Source organism: Kribbella amoyensis (genome assembly GCF_007828865.1).
Lineage (GTDB): Bacteria > Actinomycetota > Actinomycetes > Propionibacteriales > Kribbellaceae > Kribbella > Kribbella amoyensis.
The window spans coordinates 97,655-120,076 of sequence record NZ_VIVK01000003.1; the positions used below are offsets into that span (position 1 = coordinate 97,655).

The 22,422-nt window shown below is 69.6% G+C and carries 17 protein-coding genes; 4 read left to right on the forward strand and 13 right to left on the reverse strand.

Going from position 1 to position 22,422, the window contains the following annotated elements:
* Window positions 1-183 precede the first annotated feature (183 nt).
* From FB561_RS34540 to FB561_RS34570, 7 genes are all read right to left on the reverse strand, one after another.
* Entirely contained in the window at window positions 184-558 is a 375-nt protein-coding gene (locus FB561_RS34540) for a hypothetical protein (protein ID WP_145814294.1), read from the reverse strand.
* Entirely contained in the window at window positions 555-1,868 is a 1,314-nt protein-coding gene (locus FB561_RS38405) for a restriction endonuclease fold toxin-2 domain-containing protein (protein WP_202881005.1), read from the reverse strand. The genes FB561_RS34540 and FB561_RS38405 overlap by 4 nt, the downstream gene beginning before the upstream one ends.
* Window positions 1,869-1,871: 3 nt before the next feature.
* Window positions 1,872-2,132: a hypothetical protein gene (locus tag FB561_RS34550; RefSeq protein WP_145814295.1), complete on the reverse strand. Its 261-nt coding sequence runs from the start codon at window positions 2,130-2,132 to the stop codon at window positions 1,872-1,874.
* Between the two features lies 1 nt (window position 2,133).
* Window positions 2,134-2,829 carry a hypothetical protein gene (locus FB561_RS34555; RefSeq protein WP_145814296.1) on the reverse strand — a complete coding sequence of 232 codons (696 nt, stop codon included), beginning with the start codon at window positions 2,827-2,829 and terminating at the stop codon, window positions 2,134-2,136.
* Window positions 2,826-5,432: an FtsK/SpoIIIE domain-containing protein gene (locus FB561_RS34560; protein ID WP_238335301.1), complete on the reverse strand. Its 2,607-nt coding sequence runs from the start codon at window positions 5,430-5,432 to the stop codon at window positions 2,826-2,828. The genes FB561_RS34555 and FB561_RS34560 overlap by 4 nt, the downstream gene beginning before the upstream one ends.
* A gap of 257 nt (window positions 5,433-5,689) precedes the next feature.
* Window positions 5,690-6,085, reverse strand: a complete 396-nt coding sequence (locus FB561_RS34565; RefSeq protein ID WP_145814297.1) for a VOC family protein — start codon at window positions 6,083-6,085, stop codon at window positions 5,690-5,692.
* A 7-nt stretch (window positions 6,086-6,092) separates the two neighbouring features.
* Window positions 6,093-6,290 carry a hypothetical protein gene (locus FB561_RS34570; RefSeq protein WP_145814298.1) on the reverse strand — a complete coding sequence of 66 codons (198 nt, stop codon included), beginning with the start codon at window positions 6,288-6,290 and terminating at the stop codon, window positions 6,093-6,095.
* A 224-nt stretch (window positions 6,291-6,514) separates the two neighbouring features.
* Here FB561_RS34570 and FB561_RS34575 point away from each other — a divergent pair, with 224 nt between their 5' ends.
* The 4 genes from FB561_RS34575 to FB561_RS34590 all read left to right on the forward strand — a co-directional run bounded on the left by FB561_RS34575 (window position 6,515) and on the right by FB561_RS34590 (window position 14,453).
* A complete protein-coding gene (locus FB561_RS34575) occupies window positions 6,515-9,610 on the forward strand; it encodes a PD-(D/E)XK nuclease family protein (protein WP_145814299.1) in 3,096 nt (1,031 codons plus the stop codon).
* Complete coding sequence (locus FB561_RS34580) at window positions 9,603-13,031, forward strand: UvrD-helicase domain-containing protein (protein ID WP_145814300.1); 3,429 nt, start codon at window positions 9,603-9,605, stop codon at window positions 13,029-13,031. Before FB561_RS34575 ends, FB561_RS34580 begins: the two co-directional genes overlap by 8 nt.
* Window positions 13,032-13,173: 142 nt before the next feature.
* Complete coding sequence (locus tag FB561_RS34585; protein ID WP_145814301.1) at window positions 13,174-13,806, forward strand: LysE/ArgO family amino acid transporter; 633 nt, start codon at window positions 13,174-13,176, stop codon at window positions 13,804-13,806.
* Between the two features lie 26 nt (window positions 13,807-13,832).
* Window positions 13,833-14,453, forward strand: coding sequence for a DUF4291 domain-containing protein (locus FB561_RS34590; protein WP_145814302.1), 621 nt, complete (start codon window positions 13,833-13,835; stop codon window positions 14,451-14,453).
* A gap of 59 nt (window positions 14,454-14,512) precedes the next feature.
* On the opposite strand, the gene FB561_RS34595 is transcribed toward FB561_RS34590, so the two are convergent.
* The 6 genes from FB561_RS34595 to FB561_RS34620 all read right to left on the reverse strand — a co-directional run bounded on the left by FB561_RS34595 (window position 14,513) and on the right by FB561_RS34620 (window position 22,383).
* Window positions 14,513-20,032 (reverse strand): ATP-binding protein, encoded by a 5,520-nt coding sequence (locus FB561_RS34595; protein WP_145814303.1) that lies wholly within the window; start codon window positions 20,030-20,032, stop codon window positions 14,513-14,515.
* Between the two features lie 423 nt (window positions 20,033-20,455).
* Complete coding sequence (locus FB561_RS38410; protein WP_202881006.1) at window positions 20,456-20,680, reverse strand: hypothetical protein; 225 nt, start codon at window positions 20,678-20,680, stop codon at window positions 20,456-20,458.
* Between the two features lie 168 nt (window positions 20,681-20,848).
* Window positions 20,849-21,100 carry a hypothetical protein gene (locus FB561_RS34605; protein WP_145814304.1) on the reverse strand — a complete coding sequence of 84 codons (252 nt, stop codon included), beginning with the start codon at window positions 21,098-21,100 and terminating at the stop codon, window positions 20,849-20,851.
* Between the two features lie 66 nt (window positions 21,101-21,166).
* Window positions 21,167-21,436 (reverse strand): MafI family immunity protein, encoded by a 270-nt coding sequence (locus tag FB561_RS34610; protein WP_170284933.1) that lies wholly within the window; start codon window positions 21,434-21,436, stop codon window positions 21,167-21,169.
* A 46-nt stretch (window positions 21,437-21,482) separates the two neighbouring features.
* Window positions 21,483-21,860 carry a hypothetical protein gene (locus FB561_RS34615; protein ID WP_145814306.1) on the reverse strand — a complete coding sequence of 126 codons (378 nt, stop codon included), beginning with the start codon at window positions 21,858-21,860 and terminating at the stop codon, window positions 21,483-21,485.
* A 28-nt stretch (window positions 21,861-21,888) separates the two neighbouring features.
* A complete protein-coding gene (locus FB561_RS34620) occupies window positions 21,889-22,383 on the reverse strand; it encodes a hypothetical protein (protein WP_145814307.1) in 495 nt (164 codons plus the stop codon).
* Between the last annotated feature and the right edge of the window lie 39 nt (window positions 22,384-22,422).

Genomic DNA, 22,422 nt, shown 5'->3' on the forward strand with positions numbered 1-22,422 from the left:
GCCCTCCATCAGCGCACCCGCCGAAGCCGAGGCGAAGGTCCCATCAAGCAACAGCACATCACGGCAATCACTTCCACTTCCCTGTGGGGATGGGTTCACAGGAAGTGACGGACCACACACGCAACTATGACGCGATTCTCAAAATTCTTTCTCGACCAGCCCGCTACCTGACCAGTCAGCAATTCAGGTGAGCCCGGCGCGGACCTCGTCCGCCGACACACCGGCCACGATCTCGACCGACCGCATCGATCCAGGCTCGATCAGATGAATCCCCCGCCCGGGCAGCAACGTCCCGGCAAACCAAACCGCAAACTCCGCGGCCGCCTCGAGATCAGCAGGCTCAAGCGTCACCGCCTGCCCAGTCCCACTCAGAGCAACCCCCAACTCCCGCGGCGCCGGCTGCAACGGAATCAACGCCTCCAGCAACATGCTCGACCCCTCGACAGCCCCAAGCCCAACCCTCGCCAACGGCCACCGCTCACGCAACGCGGCAGCGAGTTCCTCCGCGCTCACCACCCAGTCCGGCTCCTCCATCGGCGCGACGAGGTACTCGCTCATGATTCGTCCCCTTCTTTGACGCTCACGTGACCGCGAATCTGCAAGGTACTCATACGCTCGCGGAAATATGCTGCCGCATCCGGATCATTGGTGATGATTTCAAGGCCTTCGACCGGGTTGGTGGTGTCGTCGATGACCTCCCGGTACTTGAGCAACATGTGGTCGTGCTTCTCCCGAGCGATCTTCTGCAGGAACGTTGGCAGCGTCGCCGGACGGTAGAACGAGCGTTGTGACCCCGGCGCAACGTACTTAGCGTCCTGCGCGTTGCGCAGCAGATTGTCGAGACCATCAGCCCAAACCGCCCTCGGAAGCATCTGATCGACTGTGAGCCGAAACTCGACAGGCCCGCAGTACTTCCGCTGAAAGTCCATCTCGGCGCCCAAGCCATCGGCTGGCCTCGTCCGATTCAGTTCAGCCAAACTGTGCCGGTACTCATCGAAGTCCATCGACGCGACCTCAATGGGATCGAAGCCGCTAGCTGGTTCATCCGGACGCGATGGCAGATCAACCACGATGGCCGGTATCTCGATCGGTTGCCGGTGGTCTTCGTCCTCGGGGTAGGCGAAGGTTGCTTCCACTCGGTCGGCTGTGATCACGAGGGTTGCCTTCTCCCAGGTTTGCTCGCCTTGCTGGGCCATGGCTTCGAGGAGGGCCTGGGCTGCTTCGGTGAGGTCCACCTGGATCTCGTAGTCGGCTTCGGTCAGGCGTTCGCGACGTTTCTGGTCTTCCTTCTCTTCCCTCTCGTCGCGCTCCTGGACCGTCAGTTCGCCGTTCTCGTTGACCAGGATCTCGACCTCGAGCGGCTCTTCCGGCCGCTCGCGCTCTTCCTCGTCCTGCTCCTGCTTCTTGCGGAGCTTCTCGAAAGCCTTGCGGGCGATCTTGATCAGCGGAGGCTCCGGGGCTTGGCGCTTCTCCCCGTCCTCGTCCGGCTCGATCGGCGAGGTCAGTCGCCGCGTACGTCCCTTGGCGTCCCGTTCCGCGACGTCGCCGAGCTTGCCGGTGGCTTTGTTGCGGTCCGCCGAGCTCTCGTCCGGGCGGTCCGTGCGGCGGCCTTCACCGACCAAGCGCTCGGCCCACGACTTCGCCTTCGGAGGCGCCATCGACAGGTAGTGTGCCGCTGCCTCACATGCACGCGCGGCCGCGTCCAGCTGTTGTGCCGCTACCGTCGCGCGGCCGTGTGAGGCCGCCATCGCGAGCGCCGCGTTCTCCCGGCAGCGGTCTGCCGTGCGTTGCAGGTGGAGGACCACCTGGGGGACCTCGTCCAGGCAGTCGACCAGGCCGCGTGCGACCCGCTGCAGGTCCGAGGGCATGGGTCAGATCTGGTCGGCGTAGCTCTTGCATCCGGCCGAGGCGATCTCCAGCGCCTCGGCGGCCTGTTCGACCGCCTTGCCGGCCGCGTCCAGGATCTCGGTGATGTCGCGGTCGATCCCCGTCGCGGTGCCGGCGATCAGGCTTTCCACCTGAGCGCTGTGCTGGGTGAACCGGAGCTTGAACCCGGTCAGCCCGCCGGCCGCCTGCTTGGCCTCCATCGACACCTGGTGGAGTTGTTCCTTGAGCCGCTGTACGTCGGACACTTCAACTGCCTCTTCCCTGGTTGTCCCGCTTCTTCGGCAGCACGATCGCCGTCCCGGACACCACCACCGGCACCCCGATCGCCAGCCACCACGGCAGCCCGGCCGCCATCAGGACGACGACCAGGACCGCGCCTCCCCAACCCCACCAGCGCGCCCCGGGCAGCCGGGGAAGCCCCAGGACCCGCGACGCGGCCAGCATCGTCACCGCGGCGATCGCCGCGGCCGCGACACCGTCCAGGAAGGATCGGGTGAAGCCCCACACCACGGCGAAGGCCGCGACCGTGAGGGCGGCGCTGATCGTACGCCGCTTGCGCCGCTCCTGCTCCGCCCGGTTGTAGGCGCGCAGGTCCTCCAGCTTGTCCACCGTCTCGGCCAGCTGCTTGGTCAGCCGCGACGCCGCCGACTCGATGTCCGTGATCCCGCGGATCTGCGGCAGCTGTACCGCGGTCCGCTTGCCCTCCGGTGGCAGTCCGGCGCGCTGCAGACTCACCGCGGCCTTCTCCGCCAATCCGTTGAGCCGGACCTCCAGCTTCCGCCCGCGCTCGGCCATCGCATCCGCCTCGGACGCTGCCGTCGCCTCCGCCTTGGACCGGTTCGCCGTCATCCGGTCCTGCTCCTGCTGCGCATCCGCACGCGCACCCGCGACCTGCCGCAACGCCCGCGCGTACTCGGCCCACTGCTGCTCTTCGGTCTTCATCGGCGCATCAACTCCACACAGCGGTCGACCTCGTCCGTGTGCAGCGGCGCGAACGGTACGACGACCTGCGCCTCCGGGTGCAGCCCGTCCCACAGCAGCCCACGGTGCGGCTCCGACGCCCAGCGAACCAGTGGGCCGCACACCGCACGTACCCCGTCCTGCGGATGCCGCAGGAAAAGGTGCGTCGCTACGTTCGCACGCCCGTACCCGAGCTGCTCGGTACACACGTGCAGCCTGTTCCACCAGCCGAAGGTGATGAGCCCTTGTGCGGGTCCGTCGCGCACGATGTCCTGCAACGCGTTCGCCGGACTCTCGAAGAACCCGTCGGCATGAGTCTGCATCTTCGGTACGCCGTGGAACCCGAAGCCCAGCAGGTACGTCGGTCCACCGACGCGCCCGTCTCGGACCTCGTCGCGGAGCGCGAACAACCGCGGAGCCACATCCGCGTGCTTGTCCACGGTCTCCACCTCGCAGCCGAGCTGCCGCAGGACCTGGATCAGTGCACCCTTGCCCTCAGCAACGGCCGGCGAGGAGTCGGTGCCGTCGACGAACAGGAAGCGGGGTGGTTCCACGGCCGCGGCCGCCGTCGACACCGCGAGCCCGGTCAACGCACCCAACGCATCCGCCGGACCGTCGCCGAGTACGAGCACTCCCGCACCCGGCTCGGGGCGTACCTCGATCGTCACCGGCTCCTCGGTCACCGCGATCGGCAGGCCCGTCCACGGCTGCCCGAACTCCGGGGTCACCGCGGCCGCCGTCCCACTCAGGCCGGCCGGCTCGGCGAGGTGGAACACCCGCGGCGGACGTGTCGTCCCTGATCGCGTCCAGAGTTCACGGCGCAGATCGTCGAGGACGGCCTTGTCCGCGAAGCTCACCAACACGTGCTGGTTGTCGTCGGGCGAGCCGAAGTTCGCGTTCAGCACGGCCTCACCGCGGAACTGCAGCTCCGCGGCAGCCGTGTTCGCGGTCCGCAGGATGGCTTGCGAATCAGCCGGCGTCGTCTTCAGCGCGATCCGGTACGGCACCTGGCCGAAGATCGAGTCGCGCTTGGTGGACAGCCGTTTGACGCCTTCGATCGTCTGCGTCGCCAGGACCACGTGCACCCCGTACGCGCGACCGAGCCGGACCAGTCGCTCCAGCAGGCGCGCGGCCTCGTCGGCGAGTTCGTCGTCGTCCTCCAGCAGGACCTGGAACTCGTCCAGCACCGCGAGGATCCGCGGCGGCCGCTCCGGACCGGCGCCGAGCTCGGCGATGTCGGCGACGTTCCCGTGCGCCTTGAAGATCTCGCTGCGCCGGGCCAGTTCGTCGGACAGATGCCGCAACACCGCGAGCCCGAACGCCCGGTCACTGTGGATCCCGAGCACGCGCACCTGCGGCAGCCAGTGCTCGCGCCCCGCGGCCGGTCCCAACGCGGAGAACTCGACCCCGTGCTTGAAGTCCAGCAGGTACATCTCGAGGTCGTCCGGGCTGTACCGCGCGGCGAGACCGTGGATCATCACGAGCAGCAGGTTCGACTTGCCCTGCCCGACGGCCCCGCCCACCAGAACATGCGGCAGAGCCGGGTTGCCGCTGCGCAGCCGGATCAGCGCGGGGGTGCGGTCGTCGTACCCGATCACCGTACTGATCTCGTCCTTCACCGGGGTCCACCAGGTGGAGCGATCCGGCAACGTCCGGTCGAACTCGATCGTCGGCAGCACGGCGATCTCGGCCAGTTCGGCCACTACGTCACAGATGCCCGCGGCAACGTTCGCGTCGAAGGGCGGATCGAGCTTGGCCGGGACGTTCGGCAGTTGCGGCAGCTCGACCCGGTCACCGGTGATGGCGACAGGGGTGAGGAGGTCGAGCAGTTGCCGGGTGTCGACGTCGGTCTCCGAGCTCATCGCCGGATCGTGGTGGACGAGGAAGCAGATCCCCCGCTCCCCCGCGGTCGCCGCGAGCCGGACCAGGTCGCGCTGGGCCAGCGAGTCGATGCCGGCCGGGTAGTCGAAGAGGATGACCAGGCGGTACGGATCGGTGACCCGCCCGGTCTCCCGGATCAGCTCCTCGAACCGCTGGTGCCCGAGCTGGGCCTGCCGGCTGGCCCGCAACGACGACACGTCGACGAGCCCGGACAGGACGGTGTGCAGCTGGTCCGCGGTGTGCGTTGCCCTCGGCACCAATTGCGGGTACTTGGTGGTCAGGTGGCCGAGCAGCCCCATTTTCCCGGTGAGACGGGGATCGAAGGCGTCGACGCGCATCCGGAACGGCTCGGACGCCGCGACCAGGCGGAGCGCGACACTCTGCAGGAGCTGTCGAGCCGATTCGCTGCGATCCGCGGTGACCCGCCAGCCGTTCGTCCGCAGCAACGGCGCGACGACCGGGGTACCGGCTTCGAGCTCGCCGACGCGGACGTACCCAGGAACGCCGGAACCCACCAACTGGCGGGACCGCCAGCGGGCGTCGTTCGGCGGGATGGAGGCCAGACCGGGCGCCAGCGAGTCGGCGAGCAACCGGGCCGCGGGCTCGGCGGAGGCGAGCGCCTCGGCCGTCGCGGCCTCGACCAGACCTCGCGATTCACGGCGCGCGGCCTGCGTCTGCTCCTGCAGCTGACGATGCAGCTGCACGGCTCGTTGGTGTTCGCTACGGGTCAACTGCCGGGCGTTCTCGAGCAGCTGCCCGAGGGCGTGTTGCAAACCGCGAACACGAGCTTCCAGAACCTCCGGAGAAACCGATCCGGGCACACTGCCCCCGTCAGGCTGCTCCGTCACGAGCACCGTCCTTCCACACCTTCGCCCCGCGACCCTTACTGCCTGGGACAACCATGTCACACCACCAGTCCCAGATGTCACTTCAGCCATCCGGAGTCTCACCAGCCGACCCGTCAGCCGGGAGCGACGATCTCGAGCTCGTAACCGTCCACGTCGTGCAGGAAAGCGGCGTAGTGCTGCGGTCCGCCGGCATAGGGATGCCGGTCGGCGAACATCAGCGTCCAGCCGTGTTTCCCTGCCTCGGCAACGATCGCGTCGACCTCGGCACGGGAGGTGGCGTTCAGGGCCAGGTGGTTCATCCCCGGGCGGAGCCGGTCGTGCTCGGCCGCCGACAACGCGGGGCTCTGCTCGACGACCAGGTAGCTCCCGTCCGGGGCGGTCCAGATCTGGCCACCCGGCCAGCTGTCACCTTCCTTCCAGCCCAGCCGGGGCAGCATCCAGCCCCAGCTCGTCAACGCCCGGGAGAGGTCCGGGACCCAGATCTCGACGTGGTGCACCGCGGCGGCCATCGGAGCATTATCGGTGCTCGCCGAGGCGATGCGACACCGCCACCGAGGCCAGCCCGGACAGGACCAGCCAGACCAGCGCCGCGAGCAGCCACGGCCACCACGGCTCACCGGCAGCTGCCTCCGCGACCGCCTTGCCGAAGAGCCCACCGGCAGGGGCGAACACGAGCACCATGAGGGCTCGCGCGACGGTGGACTCCCGGGTCATAACTTCATTGTGTGAGCCGATCGCCCGGCTCGCAGCGACACGGCGCGCCTCGACCACTCCGCCGTCGCGCTGGAGGCCTGTGACGGCAGCGAGGAAGCGTCGGAGTGCCCTCGTCATGACCTGGCAGTGCACTCTTCGCGCACTCGCTGGGAACTCGGCCGGATTTTGTCCTCGGCAGGGGTTAGCGTCTTCCCTGACAGTCCGCCCAGGATCGGGGGCAAGAAGTGACCGGGACCCGGATCGAGACCACCGCGTACGGCGCGGCCGCGCTCGACCAGCTGCGGGTGGTCGTGACGCGGCTCAAGGCCGACGACCCGATGAGACCCGTCACCCTGCTGCTGCCCAACAACCTGTCCGGCGTCGTCGCGCGCCGCTTCCTCGCCCGCTCCGGGATCGCCGCCCTGTACCTGGCGACGTTGCCACGGCTCGCCGAGCAGCTCGCCGCCGGATCGCTGGCGCCACGGCGACCGGCCACCCGCCCGATCGTCGCGGCGACCTGGCGGACGGCGCTGTCGAAGGCACCCGGGGTGTTCGAGGAGGTCGCGGAGCACCCGTCGACGATCCAGGCACTGGCCTCGGCGCATCGGGAGCTGCGAGATCTCACCGATCCCGCGTTGGACCAGGTCTCCGGCGCCTCGGGCCTCGGACCGGACCTGGTTCGCCTGCACCGGCACGTCTGCGCGGAGCTCGGCACCGACTGGTACGACGAGACCGATCTGCTCCGGGTCGCGTCGGAGCGCGCGACCGCGGATCCACGAGCCGTGGCGGAGCTGGGTTCGCTGGTGCTCTACCTGCCGCAAGAGCTGACTCAGGCGGAGGCGTCGTTCGTGGCGTCGCTCGGCCTGGCCGCGGCCGATCTGACCGTCATCGTGGGGCTGACCGATGTCCGACGCGCCGACCGTGCCGTCCGCCGGTCGCTGGAGCGTGTCGGGATCGACCTGCCACCGTCGATCTCGAGGAACTACCCGGTCGCCACCGAGGTGCTGAACGCGTCCGACGCCGACGACGAGGTGCGCTGCGTCGTGCGAGACGTGGTCGCCGCCCTGGAGAAGACGCCTGCGCACCGGATCGCGGTGCTGTACACGGCCGCGTCGCCTTACGCGCGGCTGCTGCACGAGCACCTTGCGGCCGCCAAGGTCGAGGTCAACGGTCCCGGCACGCGACCCGTCCATGAGCGCGCGCTGGCCCGGACGTTGCTGGAGGTGCTCGCCCTCGTCGACCAGGACCTCCCCCGCGCCGACCTCTTCCGCGCCCTCGCGAACGCACCGACCCGGGACTTCACCGGCGAGCGGATCCCGGTCCCGCAATGGGAGCGGCTTTCTCGCGTCGCCGGGGTCGTCCGCGGTGACGATTGGGACGATCGGCTCGCGCGGTATGCGGAGTCCGAGCGCAGGACAGCGGAGCAGGAGCAGCTTGCCGACGACCCGCTGACCGCGGTGATCCGGCGCGCGCAGTACAACGCGTCCCACGCTCAACGGCTGCACGCCTTCGCGGTCGAGCTTCGCCGGCGTTTAAGGACGGCGGCCGTGTTGGAGAGTTGGTCGGAGTTGGCGGACGTCGTGCTGCGCCTGTTCCACGACCTTCTCGGTGACTTCTCGTCGTTGCCGATCGAGGAGCAGTACGCCGCGGTCGCGGTCGAGGGTTCGCTCCGCGGCCTGTCCACGCTGGACGAGCTCGGGACGCCGGCCAGTCTCGCCATCCTCCGGGACGTGCTCGACCTGGAGTTGCAGCAGTCCTTGCCACGGGTGGGGACGTTCGGTACCGGCGTGCTCGTCGCCCCGGTGTCGGCGAGCATCGGGCTGTCGGCCGACATCGTCTACGTCCTCGGCCTGGCCGAAGACCTGTACCCGGGCCGGCTGCACGAGGACGCGCTGCTCCCCCACCGAGTCCGCGAGGCGGCCGCCCCCGAGCTGGCGTCGGCCCGTGATCGGCTGGACGAGAAGCAGCGGCATCTGCTGGCCGCGTTCTCGGCCGGATCGTCCCGGGTGGTCGCGTCCTTCCCCCGAGGCGATCTCCGCCGATCCAGCCGGCGACTGCCGACCCGGTGGTTGCTGGGGACCCTGCGATCGTTGACGGGTGAGCACCAGCTCGCGGCGACGGAGTGGGAGCAGGGCGAGTACGGCGGGCGGTTGCTCACCTCGGCGTCGTTCGCGGGTTCGTTGACCTCAGCAACCTTTCCGTCGTCCGAGCAGGAGTGGCAGGTCCGCGCTGCAGTGGCCGGTCTGGCGCTGGCAGACACCGTGGTGGATCGTGCCCGGATCCTCCTGCGGGCCAGGACGTCCGACGAGTTCACCCGCTTCGACGGCAACCTGTCCGGCGTCGACGGCCTGCCCGACTACGCGGTCGAGGACCGGATCGCCTCGCCGACCTCGCTCGAGGCGTATGCGACCTGCCCGCACGCGTATTTCGTCGAGCGGCTGCTCCAGGTGGAGCCGTTGGAGGCGCCCGAGGATCTGCTGGTGATCTCGCCGATCCAGATCGGCAACCTGATCCACAACAGCCTGGACGCGTTCGTCAGCCGGCTCGCCGGTTCGCTGCCCGGGTACGGCGCGCCGTGGTCCGCGGAGCAACGGTCCCTGCTGCTCGCGATCGGCGCGGACCTGGCCGACCGGTTCGAGGCGGAGGGTCTCACCGGGCATCCACGGCTCTGGCAGCGGGAGCGGGCCCGGATCCTGGCCGATCTGCTGGTGTTGCTGGAGGACGACGATCGCTGGCGGGCCGAGCACGACGCGTCGGTGGTGGCGAGCGAGCTGCGGTTCGGGTTCGACGGTGAGCCGCCGGTGGAGATCCCGATCCCGTCCGGGCGCGTGCTGCTGCGCGGATCCGCGGACAAGGTGGACCTGGGCAAGGACGGCACGATCTACGTGACCGATGTGAAGACCGGTGGCTTCTCGCGGTACGAGGGCATCGAGTCCGACCCGGTGGCCGCGGGGACCAAGCTGCAGTTGCCCGTCTACGCCCATGCGGCCCGCGCCCGGCTGGGTGAGGAGGGTACGCCCGTCGAGGCGGCCTACTGGTTCGTGCGGAAGGGCGGCCGGCGGATCCCGGTGCCGCTGACCGAAGCGGTCGCCGCACGGTACGAGGAGACGCTCGACGTGATCGTGACGTCGATCGCCGCGGGGTACTTCCCGGCGAAGGCGCCCGAGGTGCCCGACTTCCTCTGGGTCCAGTGTCCGTACTGCAACCCCGACGGGATCGGGCACAGCGAGGTGCGGGCGAGGTGGGACCGGAAGCGGTTCGATCCGACGGTGGAGCGGCTGGTCCGGTTGATCGACCCGGGGGCGTTGCCCGCGTTCGAGGAGGTGGCGCTGGATGACTGAGCTGCTGGACTTCGAGGCGCGCGAGCAGATTCGCTCGGACACGTCGGCGACCCTGTTCGTCGAAGCGGGTGCGGGCTCGGGGAAGACGCACGCCCTGGTCGATCGGGTCAGCACACTGGTCCTGCGGGACGAGGTGCCGTTGCGGACGATCGCGGCGGTGACGTTCACGGAGAAGGCCGGCGCGGAGTTGCGGGACCGGCTGCGAGTGGAGTTCGAGAAGGCGCGGAAGGGTCCGGCCGGCCCGCTCGCGGACGGGGCGTTGGACGACCTCGACTCGGCGTCGATCGGCACCCTGCACTCCTTCGCCCAACAGCTTCTGCTCGCCCATCCGATCGAGGCCGGTCTGCCGCCGCTCATCGACGTGCTGGACGAGGTCGGGTCCTCGGTGGCGTTCGAGGAGCGATGGTCGGAGCTGCAGCAGCAGTTGCTCGACGACGACGCGATCGCCAAGCCGCTCCTGCTGGCGATGGCGGTCGGGGTCGAGCTGAAGCATCTGCGGTCGCTGGCCCGGTTGTTCGGCAACGACTGGGACCTGATCGGTGAGCGGGTCCTGGTCGATCCGCCCGAGCTGGTCGAGATGCCCGACCTCACCGGCCTGATCGCCGCCACGGCGCAGATCGGCGCGCTCGCGGACCACTGCCTGGACCAGGACGACCGGCTGCTGCCGAAGGTGCGGCAGATCCGCGACCTCGGGCTCCTGCTGAACGCGGCCTCCGATCCCGAGGGCCAGCTCGCGGTGCTGCAGACGTTACGCGGGCTGAAGGCCGGCCGGATCGGACGCAAGGAGAACTGGCCCGACATCGCCAAGGTGCGCGGCGACTGCGCCGAGGTGGTCGAGGTGGCCGGGTCCCTCGTCGACCTCCTCCTTGATGCTTGCCTCAGGCACCTTTCGCACTGGATCGCGCAGCGGGTGCTGGAATCGGCGGAGCTGCGCCGGGCCGAGGGGCGGCTGGAGTTCCACGACCTGCTGGTGCTCGCCCGCGATCTGCTCCGCCGGGACGCGACCGTGCGGTCCGCGTTGCAGGAGAGGTACCAGCGGCTGCTGCTGGACGAGTTCCAGGACACCGATCCGATCCAGATCGAGCTCGCCGTGCGGATCGCGGCCGGGGCCGAGGGCGAGGCGGAGGACTGGCGGGACGTCGACGTGCCGGACGGTTCGCTGTTCGTCGTGGGTGATCCGAAACAGTCGATCTACCGGTTCCGCCGGGCGAACATCGCGACCTACCTGACCGCGCAGTCCCTGCTCGGCGAAACGGTCACCCTCACGACGAACTTCCGCACCGTCGCCCCGATCCTGGACTGGATCAACTCCGTCTTCGGCACGCTCATCACCCCGCAGGAGGATGCCCAGCCGACGTACCACCCGCTGGCTCCGCATCGCGAGGGCGCACCTTCCGTCGTGGAGCCCGAGGCGCCGAGTGGGGATCAGCTGTCCCTCTTCGACACCGGCGCCGAGCTCGCCACGGTGACCCCTCTTCGTCCCGCGATCGCCGAGGAAGTCGTCGAGAGCGGCCCGGTCGTGACGGTGCTCGGCGCGGATCCCCATGACGATCTCCCGCGCGCCCAGGCCTCGGTCCTCCGGGAACGTGAGGCCGCCGACGTGGCCGGGGTCATCGGCGAGGCGCTGCGCGACGGCTGGCAGATCTACGACGACAGGCTGGAGACCTGGCGACCAGCGGGTGCCGGTGACATCGCGGTGCTGGTGCCGGCCCGGACCTCGCTGCCGTTCCTCGAGGACGCGCTGGACCGTGCCGACATCCCGTACCGCGCCGAGGCCAGCTCGCTCGTGTACCAGACGGCCGAGGTGCGTGACCTCCTCGCGTGTGCTCGCGCGCTCGGTGATCCGAGCGACCAGCTCGCCCTGGTGACGGCGTTGCGATCACCGCTGTTCGGTTGCGGGGACGACGACCTCTTCATGTGGAAGCGTGCGGGCGGCTCGTTCAACCTGGTCGCCTCGGTGCCCGACAACCTGCTGACCCATCCGGTCGGCGAGGCGATGGAGTGGCTGCGCAGGGCGTACTACGCGTCCCGCTGGCTGACTCCGAGCGAGGTGCTGGCCAGGATCGTCGCGGACCGCCGGATGCTCGAGGTGGCCGCGACCGGTCCACGGGCCCGTGATGCCTGGCGTCGGGTCCGCTTCGTCGTCGACCAGGCCCGCGCGTGGTCCGAGGTCGAGCACGGTGGCCTCCGGTCGTACTTGGCCTGGGCCGCGCACCAAGGCGAGGAGGCCTCCCGGGTCGCCGAGGCGGTGTTGCCCGAGACCGATGCGGATGCCGTGCGGGTGATGACGATCCACGCGGCGAAGGGGCTGGAGTTCCCGATCGTCATCCTGTCCGGGATGACCGCCTCGCCCAATCGGCAACGCGGCGTCCAGGTCCTCTGGCCGGCCGACGGTGGATACGCGGTCAAGCTGAAGTCGTCCGTGCAGACCGAGGACTTCGACCTGGTGCAACCGGTCGACGAGCAGATGGACGACTACGAACGGCGCCGCCTCCTCTACGTGGCGGCGACCCGGGCTCGCGATCACCTGGTCGTCTCGCTGCACCGCTCGGCCAACCGCCGCGCCTCCAGCAACGCCGAGCTCCTCACCTCCGCCAACGCCCTCGACGTCCCCAACCTCCGCCTCTTCACCTCGACCAGGACCCACCGCGATCCGGCCGCAGCTGATGGCACGCCGACCGCTGGTCAGCCGGAAGCGGACGCGACGGCCGCGGTCGGTCGACCGAAGGTGGAGAGGACGCCGTCGGTTGGCCGGCCGAAGGTGGAGGCGACGCCGCCGATCAACCGGGCGGAGTGGGAGTCGCGCATCACCGCCGCGCGCCAGGCGAGTCGCCGCAGATCCGCGCAAAGCGCGTCCGGACTCGAAGGCACCGGCCCCGACGTCGCCCTCCACGAAGCCGACCCCGGCGCCGCCAAGGCCCCTCGCGACGTGGAGCTCCCCCCGTGGTCCAAGGGCCGCTACGGCACCGCCATCGGCCGCGCCGTCCACGGCGTCCTCCAGGTCGTCGACCTCGAAACCGGCGCCGGCCTCGACGCGGCCGTCGCCGGCCAATGCCTGGCCGAAGGAGTCGTGGAGTACGCCGACGTCGTCACCGCCCTGGTCCGCTCGGCCCTCAAGTCCGAAGTCGTGCGACGCGCCGCCACCCGCGAGCACTGGCGCGAGTCCTACCTCGGCGCTCCCCAACCCGACGGCACCGTGCTCGAAGGATTCGTCGACCTCATCTACCGCGAGGACGACGGCACCCTCGTCATCGTCGACTACAAGACCGACGCCATCCCCACCGAAGCCCTCGAAGCCCGCATCGCCCACTACGCCCCACAACTGAACGCCTACACCACCCTGCTCCCCGGCGAGTCCAAGGCGGTCCTCCTCTTCCTCAACCCGGCAGCGGCCCTCACCCACGACCTCCAGGGCCAGTAATTGGCTTGCCTCACCGACCGATGAAGCTGCACGATCACGGCATGACCACGACGAAAGCCCTTCTGCTGTTGACCTCCGCCGAGCGTTCGGTGGCGGGCCAGCAGCAGACCGGAGCGAGGCGGAGGCCCATCAGCCGCGCATCATGATCGCGGCCTTGGTCGCGGGGCTCGTGGCCGGTTACGGCATCGCGATCCCCGTCGGCGCGATCGGTACGTACCTCGTCGCCCTCACCGCGCGCACCACACTCCGCGTCGGCGCCGCCGCCGCGCTCGGGGTCGCCACGGCCGACGGCTTGTACGCCCTACTCGCCACGCTCGGCGGTTCGGCGATCGCGCCCGTCCTCGCCCCGATCACGACGCCACTGAAGTGGATCTCCGTCGTGGTCCTCCTGGCCCTGGCGATCCGCGGTGCGTCGACAGCGATCGCCCAACACCGGCGCCTGCAGTCCACCGACCGGGCCGCCGGGACCCCGCCGAATCCGCTCCGGGCGTTCGCGGCCCTTCTCGGCATGACGCTGCTCAACCCGACCACGATCATCTACTTCACCGCGCTCGTCCTCGGCAGCCAGGACGCCACCTCCCCGGCGTACGCGGAGCAGGTCGTCTTCATCGTCGCCGCGTTCGTCGCGTCCGCGTCCTGGCAACTCCTGCTGGCCGGCGGCGGCGCCGTCCTCGGGCGACTCCTGACCACCCCGCGAGCCCGGTTGCTCACCGCGTTGGTGTCGAGCACGCTCATCACGGCACTCGCACTCCATCTCCTCCTGACCACCCTCTGACCAAGACCACCAGAATGACGAAACCGATGAACCAACCCACCAACGCCGTACCCCGACGCCAGATCCGCGCGCTGTACGACGACCAGACGATCGCGGTGTACCAGGCGTACTCCCCCGAGATCGCCGGACCGGCCGTTGCCGCGGGCACCTTTGTCCCACCGTTCGGACTGCACCGGATGACCTGGATCAAGCCGTCGTTCCTGTGGATGGCGTACCGCTCCGGCTGGGCCACCAAGCCCGGCCAGACCCGGGTCCTGCGCATCCACCTCACCCGCGAAGGCTTCGAGTGGGCCCTGACCCACAGCTGCCTGAGCCACTACGACCGCAAGCACCACCCGGACGAATCAGCCTGGCGCGCCGCGCTCCGCGAGTCCCCGGTCCGCATCCAGTGGGACCCCGAGCAGACTCTCCACCTGAAACCTCAGCCGGACGTCCGCTCGATCCAGATCGGCCTCGCCGGCGAAGCGGTCCCGCGCTACGTGCACGACTGGATCACCCGGCTCGAAGACGTCACCACCGAGATGCAGGAGATCCACGCTCTCACCCGCACGGACTCCGAAGCGGCCCGCTCCCGACTCCCGGCCGAACGCCCGTACCCACTCACCGACGCGATCGCTCAGCACATCGCCGCCAGCCCGTTCGACTGACCACTACCGCGCGCTGACCCGAACGCCGCCACTCAGCCGAGTGGTGGCGTTCGAGCAGGTCAGTTCAGGCCGAGGCCCTTCTCCAGCGCCGCGATGATCTTCGGCCGCAGGTCCGACCCGGCGATCACCTCGTCGACCGAGCCGACCTCGACCGCTCGGTGAATGTTGTGCACCCGGTCGAACTCCGCCGCCACCTCGCCGAGCTTCTCGCTCCGCACGTCGCGCCGGATCTCGGCCAGCTCGGTCGCGAGCGAGGCGCGCTCGGCTTCCGAGGCCTCGGCCAGCTGGTGTTCGAGCGAGCTGACCCGCGGGTCCTTCGCCGTCCGCGCGTCGACCTCGCGGGTGAAGACGACCGCGGCCGCCGGAGCACCACCGATGACCGAGGCGAACGAGCCCTCCACGGCGAGCACCGTCATCCGCGGGTTCAGCGCCTTGGAGAAGACGACGAACGCGCCACCGTGGTACCGGGACACCACACAGAACACGATCGGCCCGTCGAAGTTGACGATCGCGCGACCGATCTCGGCCCCGTACTCGAGCTGCAGGCTGCGCATCGACTCCGGTGAGCCGTCGAAGCCGGACAGGTTCGCGATGACGACGACCGGGCGGTTCCCACTGGCGGCGTTGATCGCGCGGGCCGTCTTCTTCGACGACCGCGGGAACAGCGTGCCGGCGGTGTAGACGTCCGGGCCGTCGGTGGGCGGGAAGCCCCGGCGGGTGACGGACTTCGACTCAATCCCGATCAGGGTGACCGGGATCCCGCCGAGGTGCGCGTCGTACACGACCGACGTCTCCGCGTCCGCCATCCCGGCCCACCGCTCGAGCGTCGCGTGGTCCTGGTCGGACACCGCGGACATCACCGTGCGGATGTCGAACGCCTTCTTGCGATCCGGGTTCGTCGCGGCGCTGAAGATGTCGCCGACCGTGGTGAAGCCCGAGTCGGCCGGCGCGTGCGGGTACTCGGTGACGTCGCGGTCGTGCGGGTCGTCCGTCGGCGCGCGCCGCGGCCCGGTCTCACCGGCGGCGACGTAGGTGTGGTCGTAGTGCGTCATCAGGATGCCGAGCGCCGCGGCCAGGTCGGGCGCCCAGTACTGCGACTGCCCGTTCGGGCCCATCACGCGGTCGTAGCCGCCGATACCGAAGTTGTCCTCGGCCGAGACGCCGCCGGAGAAGTCGAGCGACTGCTTGCCGGTCAGCACCATCGCGCTGTCCGGCGTCATCACCAGGATGCCCTTGGTGTGCATGAGCATCGTCGCCTCGGCGTTCCAGTACGGCTGGGCGCCGACGTTGATGCCCGCGACCACGATGTTGATCTCGCCACCGGCCTGGGTGAACTCGACGATCCGCTTCAGCGCCCGCGCGACCCAGTCCATGTTCTCGGTGCCCGAGTCCATCGAGATCCGGGCCCCGGCCGACACCGCGAACCACTCGACCGGGACGCCCATCGACTCCGCGAGGTCGAGCGCCGCGATGATCCGCGAGCACTCCGCCTCGGACACGGCGCCGAGGGCGCGGAGCGGGTCGCCACAGAGCACGACCCGCTTGACGCCTTCCGGGTGCCGCTCGGTCGGGGTCGAGATGACGCCCGCGATGATGCCGGCCTTGTTCAGCCCGTACGGCCGGTCGACGGGCACCAGCTTGCCGGTGTCGTCGAGGTCGTACTCCGTCGCGGTCCCGCCGCGACCGGCGATCAACGCCTGCAGCTCGTACGGGTACGCGACGCCGCGCCGCCGTGCCGTGACGACCTTCTGCGTGTAGTCGTCGAGCGGCTTGAGGTGCTCGGTGGTCGGGCCCACGAGCGAGGTCACGACACCGGACCCCGGCTGGTAGTGGAACCGCGCCGTGCGCTGGACCTCCGTACCGCGCGGGTAGCGGATCGTGCCGGCGACCAGGACCTCCTCGATCCCGGCGCCCGCGGTGACCGGCGCGATCTTGGTCTTCAGCGCGGTCAGCTGGTCCACGTCGGCCTCGATGGCGGGCCAGATGTGCACCCAGACGTAGTTCAGGTCGAGCCGTGCGCCGGCCGCACCGCTCGCGGCCCGGGCCCGGCGGATCGCCTCGAGGCAGTTCGCGATCGCACGTTCGGCGTGCGGCAGCCCGACGACGCGGCCGTTCTCGTCCCGGACGACGGCGAGCTGGCGAATCTGGGCCAGCGCGACGAGCCGTTGATCGGCCTCGTTTCCCTTGGCGATGCACCGGTACAGCAGGACGTCCTCGGGCGCGTCCAGCCGGGTGACGTCGAACTCGCGCAAGCGCCACAGGTTCAGCCGGCGACCCACCATCGGGTGGACGCCACGGACCAGCGCGTCCTCGATCAGGGTGCCGTCGGGCTGCGGACGGAAGGTGAAGTACCCGACCGGGCGGTCACCGTCCGGGCAGACGGCCACCGCGACCCGGCGTACCTCGTGGGCGAAGCCGAGGCCGACGAGCTTGTCCGCGAGCAGTGTCGCCGCTTCGTCCGCTGAATCGGGGACGCCGGGCCAGGAGAGGTACAGGTCGGTGACGCCCTGGTGTCCCTCGGGCGCGGTCGCGAGCTGGGCGGTGATCGAGCGGACGAGCCGGCTGTCCTCGGTCAGTTCGTCGACGCGTCCGATGGTCGACACCAGGTGCGTCGGGCGGTCGTCGAGCGTGTAGTCGGCGACGGCGAACGGGCGCCTGTCGACGGTCTCCTCGCGCAGGGCGCGCAGAGCGTGCTCGCGGTAGTGCCGCTTGATCAGCACGGCGAGCATCGGCTCGCGGTCCGGCAGCTCGTCGCCCTCGATCCGCTCGGCCAGGAACTTCACGATCTGCTCGGGGATCGCTGCGAGCGCGTCGATCCGGGCGTCGCGCGCCGCACCGTCCGGCAGGCCGCCGATCGCGATCAGCTCGTCCCGGACCCCGCCGAGGACGCTCTCCCGCTCCGCGTCGACGAGCGGCTGGTCGAACCACCGGAACCGGACGCTCCGGGCGAGATCACCGATGACCGGGTACCGCAGCTGGGTCGCCGTGACGAGGCGGTCGAGCACGTCGCGCGCCTCGCCGTCGAGCGGTGGCTCCGGCGCCGGCTCGGTGATCCAGCGCTGCAGCAACGCCGTGACCAGCTGGACCTCCGGCTCGGACCGCTGCTGCGCGAGGAACACGCGGAAGACGGCCTGCTCGAGCTCGGCCGTCCGATCCAGGTCGGTCACGCCGTAGTGCCGAAGGACCCGGCTGAGCTTGGCCCGGAAGTCCTCGGGCAGCGCGCCCCGCTCGGGGTCGAAGCTCTGCAGGTAGGTGTGGAAGTGCTCGCGCGGACTGTGCACCCTGTTCTCCAGGTGCAGGTCCTCCCCCGCAGGCCGGTTGCGGGACAGCTCGGCGAAGTCGGCGAACGTCTCCAGCAACGCGAGCTCCGCCTGCAACGGCGGGACACCCTCGGCCACGAGGTCTTCGCGCTCGTCCAGGTACGCGGTCAGCGTGCGGCCGTCGTCGCGCGGATCCACGTCGTACCCGAGCAGCATCGCGGCCAGATCGCCACGGCGCCGCTCCTCGCGAGCAACCAGGTCCCGGGGCAGCGAACCGCCGTTCGGCAGGTCGAGGTCGACACTCTCCTTCTCGGTGACCGCTTCCTCCGCGCCGTCGCCGACGGGCTCGAGGCGTACCAGCGGAGCGCCGGTCTCGACCTGGCTGCCCACCGAGACGAGCAGCTCCTTGACACGGGCCGCGAACGGCGCCGGGAGTACGGTCTCCATCTTCATCGACTCGAGCACGAGCACCGGCGAACCAGCGGCGACCTCGTCACCGACAGCGGTCGGCGTCGCGACGACCAGGGCGGGCGCGGGCGAGCGCAGTACGCCGCCCTCGTCCAGACTTACGCGGTGCGTGACCCCGTCGACCTCGACCAGCTGGACAGTGCCGTGGGTCGCCGTGACCAGGCGGTGCGTGCGGCCGCCGATCGCGATGCGGCTCTTGTACCGGTCGATGCGGTCCAGCTCGGCGTCCACAGTCTGCTCGGTCGCGCCGTCCGCGATGAGGACGCGGAACCGGTGCGACCCGATCCGGAAGACGGTCACCTTGAACGCCGTACCGCGCAGCTTGAGGTCGACGGCCCGGCCGGTGCGGTGCTGGACCTGGGGACGACCACCGCGCGCGGTCTCGATCAGGCGAGTCCGCTCGACGGCTTCCTCGGTCTCGTATGCCTCGATGCCGGCCGCGACCAGGGCGACGCCGGAGTGCCGGTGCGCGATCAGCCGGCCCTCACCGCGGACGCGGTCGATCCAGCCGGTGTCGGCACTGCCGTCGATCACCTCGGGCGCGTCCAGCAGGTCGAGGACGAAGCTCTTGTTCGTCGCACCGCCCTCGATCACGACCGTGGTCTCGGTCATCGCCCGCCGCAACCGCGCGAGCGCCTCCTCCCGGTCCCGGCCGAACGCGATGATCTTCGCGATCATCGAGTCGAACTCCGACGGGATCGAGTCACCCTCACCGACCCCGGTGTCGACCCGGATTCCCGGGCCCGAGGGCAGGTCGAGCAGCGCGATCCGGCCCGGGGACGGGGCGAAGTCGCGGTCCGGGTCCTCGGCGTTCAGCCGCGCCTCGACCGCGTGACCGACCTCGACCGGCTTGTCGCCCTCGAGCCGGCCGCCCGCGGCGACGTGGATCTGCAGCTTGACGAGGTCGGTGTCGGTGGTCACCTCGGTGATCGGGTGCTCGACCTGGAGCCGGGTGTTCACCTCGAGGAACGCGAAGAACTGCTCGCCCGGGTGGTACAGGAACTCGACGGTCCCGGCACCCGCGTACCCGACGGCGATCGCGAGCCGCTCGGCGCTGGCCTTGAGCTCCTCGGCCTGGTCCTTGCCGAGGACCGGCGACGCGGACTCCTCGACGACCTTCTGGTTGCGCCGCTGGACCGAGCAGTCGCGGACGCCGATCGCCCACGCGGTGCCCTGGCCGTCGGCGATCACCTGGACCTCGACGTGCCGGGCGCCGGTGACCAGGCGTTCGAGGAAGACGACACCGGATCCGAACGCGCGCTCCGCCTCGTCCCGGGTCCGCTCGTACGCGTCGGTGAGATCGGCGTCGGACGCGACCATCCGGATCCCGCGGCCACCGCCGCCGGCCGTGGCCTTCAGCATCAGCGGGTACCCGATCCGGGCGGCCGCCGCCTTCGCGTCCTCCAGCGTGTCGACCCCGCCGCGGCTCCACGGCGCGACCGGGACCCCGACCTCCTCGGCGATCAGCTTGCTGCCGATCTTGTCGCCGAGCTTGCGCATCGCCTCGGGGCTCGGGCCGATGAAGGTGACCCCGATCCGGGCACACAGCTCGGCGAAGTTCGGGTCCTCGGCGACGAAACCCCAGCCGACCCAGGCCGCGTCGGCCTTCGTCTCGACCAGCGCCTTCTCCAGCACGGCGTAGTCGAGGTACGGCCGGTTGACCGCGGGGCCGAGGTCGTACGCGAGATCCGCCTCCCGGACGAACATCGCCCGCCGCTCGCCCTCGGTGTGCAACGCCACCGTCTCGATCCGGTGCCCGCCGGGACCCGCCTGAGCGTTGAGGTCACGAACCGCGTGAATGAGCCGCATGGCGGACTCGCCCCGGTTGATGATGGCAATGCGCGAGAACATCGAGTGGTTCGACCTCCGACGACGTCGACGACAAGACGGCCCCGGCGCGGGCGGCGTCACTGGGTAGCCTGCCACTTTTCGTTCCGAACTCGCGAGTACGCCGAACCCGCGACCCCGGCAGCAGCCGCCTTACCCTAGTCGGGGCCACCAGCAACAGCCACTTCGGGACCACCCGACCCCGCTCCGTGATCAGCGTTGCGCCGTCATGTCCGGAAGGGCCGGTCCGCGATCACATCTGGTGACGAAATCACCCACATCCGCAAGGTTTCCGCAACCCACAGTCAGTCACTGTCACCTGCCGTGAACGCCCTCAACACTGCGACACATCACGTCACTTTGTTGCCCACGGCCCGGATTCCCCCCGCGACCGCCTGTCAGGGTCGCTCACGGGCAGAACCCGACCAACCGCCCGGCTGCCCGTCGTCACGTCCCAGCCGAAGCTCCCGCGATCCCGGCCTGCTGCCCGAGCCACCAGGTCTCGTCCACCTCGACGTCGTCCATGAGCTCCAGCTGGGACTCCGTATGCCTGACGAACCGCTCCGGCAACCGCACGTCATGCTCCTTCACGTAATGCGCCAGCCCCTCGGGCCAGATGTAGAGCAGATCGGTGAGCTCGACCGAGCCGTTCGCCTTGCCACAGAGCGGCACGGCGACATTCCCATGTAGGCGCGTGGAACAAGCCCCTGGCGCAGGTGGAGCACCGTGCCGATGCGCTCGTCCTCGTCCCAGTCGGGATCAACGAAGTCCCGGACATCGGGCCAGGTCCCGCGACCGTCAGACCAATAACCGATGCGTATCAGCTTCACCGCGACCTCCTCATTCGTCCGATCTCTTGGGCCGCTGACCCGCCTCGAACCACGGACAACCGTCCGCCTCCCACTCCGCCCGGTACTCCTCGAACGACGACGGTTCCGCGGTCCCCGGGTTGTCGTCGTTCCCGAACTCGAAACCACAACGCGGGCACACCTCGTACGAAGCAGGCCCGAGAAGTTGCTCGTACGGCGGCGCGATCACCAACCCCGCCGGCGGCGGCCAAACCGCGTACGGCTTGACGGTCAACAGAGCCATCCGACAACGGGACACTCGTACCTGCGCGTGACGACCTCACGTGCGGGCTCCGTCGGATCGCTCGGCTCATCGCTCAGCAACCTGAAGCACCTCCCAGTAGGAGGGATCCACTTGCATCGTCAGTCCCGCCGCCTTGATCGCGGTGAAGGTACTGGACGAGATCTCGATCTCCAGATCGTCGAGGTTCGCACAAAGGAGCTCCAACGCGATCCCCGGCTCACCTACGTCGATCAATTCCCAGATCGTCTGTACCCGCTCCGGCGCCAACGAGGCCTCGACGTCGAGCACGACCGCCCGCAATCGGCCGAGAAGGTCATCCCATCCCACCTTGTCCACCCGGCCGGGGGTGCGTGCGCTCCCAGTGCGCTTTCGCCACCACATGTCAGGCTTTTCTCACTCGTCCAGGCTCAGGCGGACGTGCTGTCAGCTTCATCGCACCGAAGCCACCTTGGAGCGCGTACTGCTGGCTGTCCCACTCGAAGACGTCGATGTTGTCGTAGTCGACTTCACCCGTGGCGTCGATGGAAGGAGGGCTGCCCTGGCCGGCCCATTCCAAGTACTCGACATCGCCGAATCTGAGGTGCCCGTTCCGATAGCACAGGTACATCTCCGGCCCCGGCGCCTCGTACTCCGAGTGCCCCGGAGTCAGCACGACCTCAAGCGCAAAGTCCACGTACGCCGGCCCAGCGGTGACGCCCAGCACGTACGACTCTTTGAGAAACATGTGCTCGAACCCAGGCAATTCGGTGTACGCCTTCACAGCAGCTCACGACCCTTCGGCTTGTGGTTCATCGGATCTCGACCTCGGTAGCGCCGGCCGCCTTCAACAGCCAGTCCAGTGCGCCGACCGGCGACGGATGGCCCGGGACGTCGAGCAAGATGACCAGGACTCGCGGATCACGGATGCGCGCACCGAGCCAGTACCAGGTGCGCTCGCCCGGTTGAAGCCAATGGAGCCAGTCGCTGAGGGTCCACGGCTCCTCAGCCTCCACCTCGAGCTGCCGGTCGGGCGTCAGCAACCTCCACGCGCGCAACCACTCCTCCGCCTCGGCCGGGCTCGTCTCGGGTCCGCACGCTTCCAGGAACCACGAAGGCAAGACCGCCGCCCATCGAGCCGGCGAAGGCCAGTCCGACTCCCCGTATGACAGCACCACCGCAAGAACCTCGCGGCACCGACCAAGCAGCACCTCGGGTTCATCCGCCTGAGCGACCACCTCCACCGCCCCAACCGACGGGTCATCCTTCGTTCCGAGCAGGCGTTGTTGTTCGATCTCGCGCTTCATTCGTGGATCACCTCGACGGTGACTCCGTACCTCGACTGG

Bases quoted from the DNA above. Each gene is read 5' to 3' on its own strand.
- FB561_RS38405 (WP_202881005.1), bottom strand. From the start codon at position 1,868: ATGCCCTCGGACCTGCAGCGGGTCGCACGCGGCCTGGTCGACTGCCTG.
- FB561_RS34580 (WP_145814300.1), top strand. From the start codon at position 9,603: ATGACTGAGCTGCTGGACTTCGAGGCGCGCGAGCAGATTCGCTCGGAC.
- FB561_RS34565 (WP_145814297.1), bottom strand. From the start codon at position 6,085: ATGGCCGCCGCGGTGCACCACGTCGAGATCTGGGTCCCGGACCTCTCC.
- FB561_RS34555 (WP_145814296.1), bottom strand. From the start codon at position 2,829: ATGAAGACCGAAGAGCAGCAGTGGGCCGAGTACGCGCGGGCGTTGCGG.
- FB561_RS34620 (WP_145814307.1), bottom strand. From the start codon at position 22,383: ATGAAGCGCGAGATCGAACAACAACGCCTGCTCGGAACGAAGGATGAC.
- FB561_RS34595 (WP_145814303.1), bottom strand. From the start codon at position 20,032: ATGTTCTCGCGCATTGCCATCATCAACCGGGGCGAGTCCGCCATGCGG.
- FB561_RS34540 (WP_145814294.1), bottom strand. From the start codon at position 558: ATGAGCGAGTACCTCGTCGCGCCGATGGAGGAGCCGGACTGGGTGGTG.
- FB561_RS34585 (WP_145814301.1), top strand. From the start codon at position 13,174: ATGATCGCGGCCTTGGTCGCGGGGCTCGTGGCCGGTTACGGCATCGCG.
- FB561_RS34605 (WP_145814304.1), bottom strand. From the start codon at position 21,100: ATGGCTCTGTTGACCGTCAAGCCGTACGCGGTTTGGCCGCCGCCGGCG.
- FB561_RS34570 (WP_145814298.1), bottom strand. From the start codon at position 6,290: ATGACCCGGGAGTCCACCGTCGCGCGAGCCCTCATGGTGCTCGTGTTC.
- FB561_RS34590 (WP_145814302.1), top strand. From the start codon at position 13,833: ATGAACCAACCCACCAACGCCGTACCCCGACGCCAGATCCGCGCGCTG.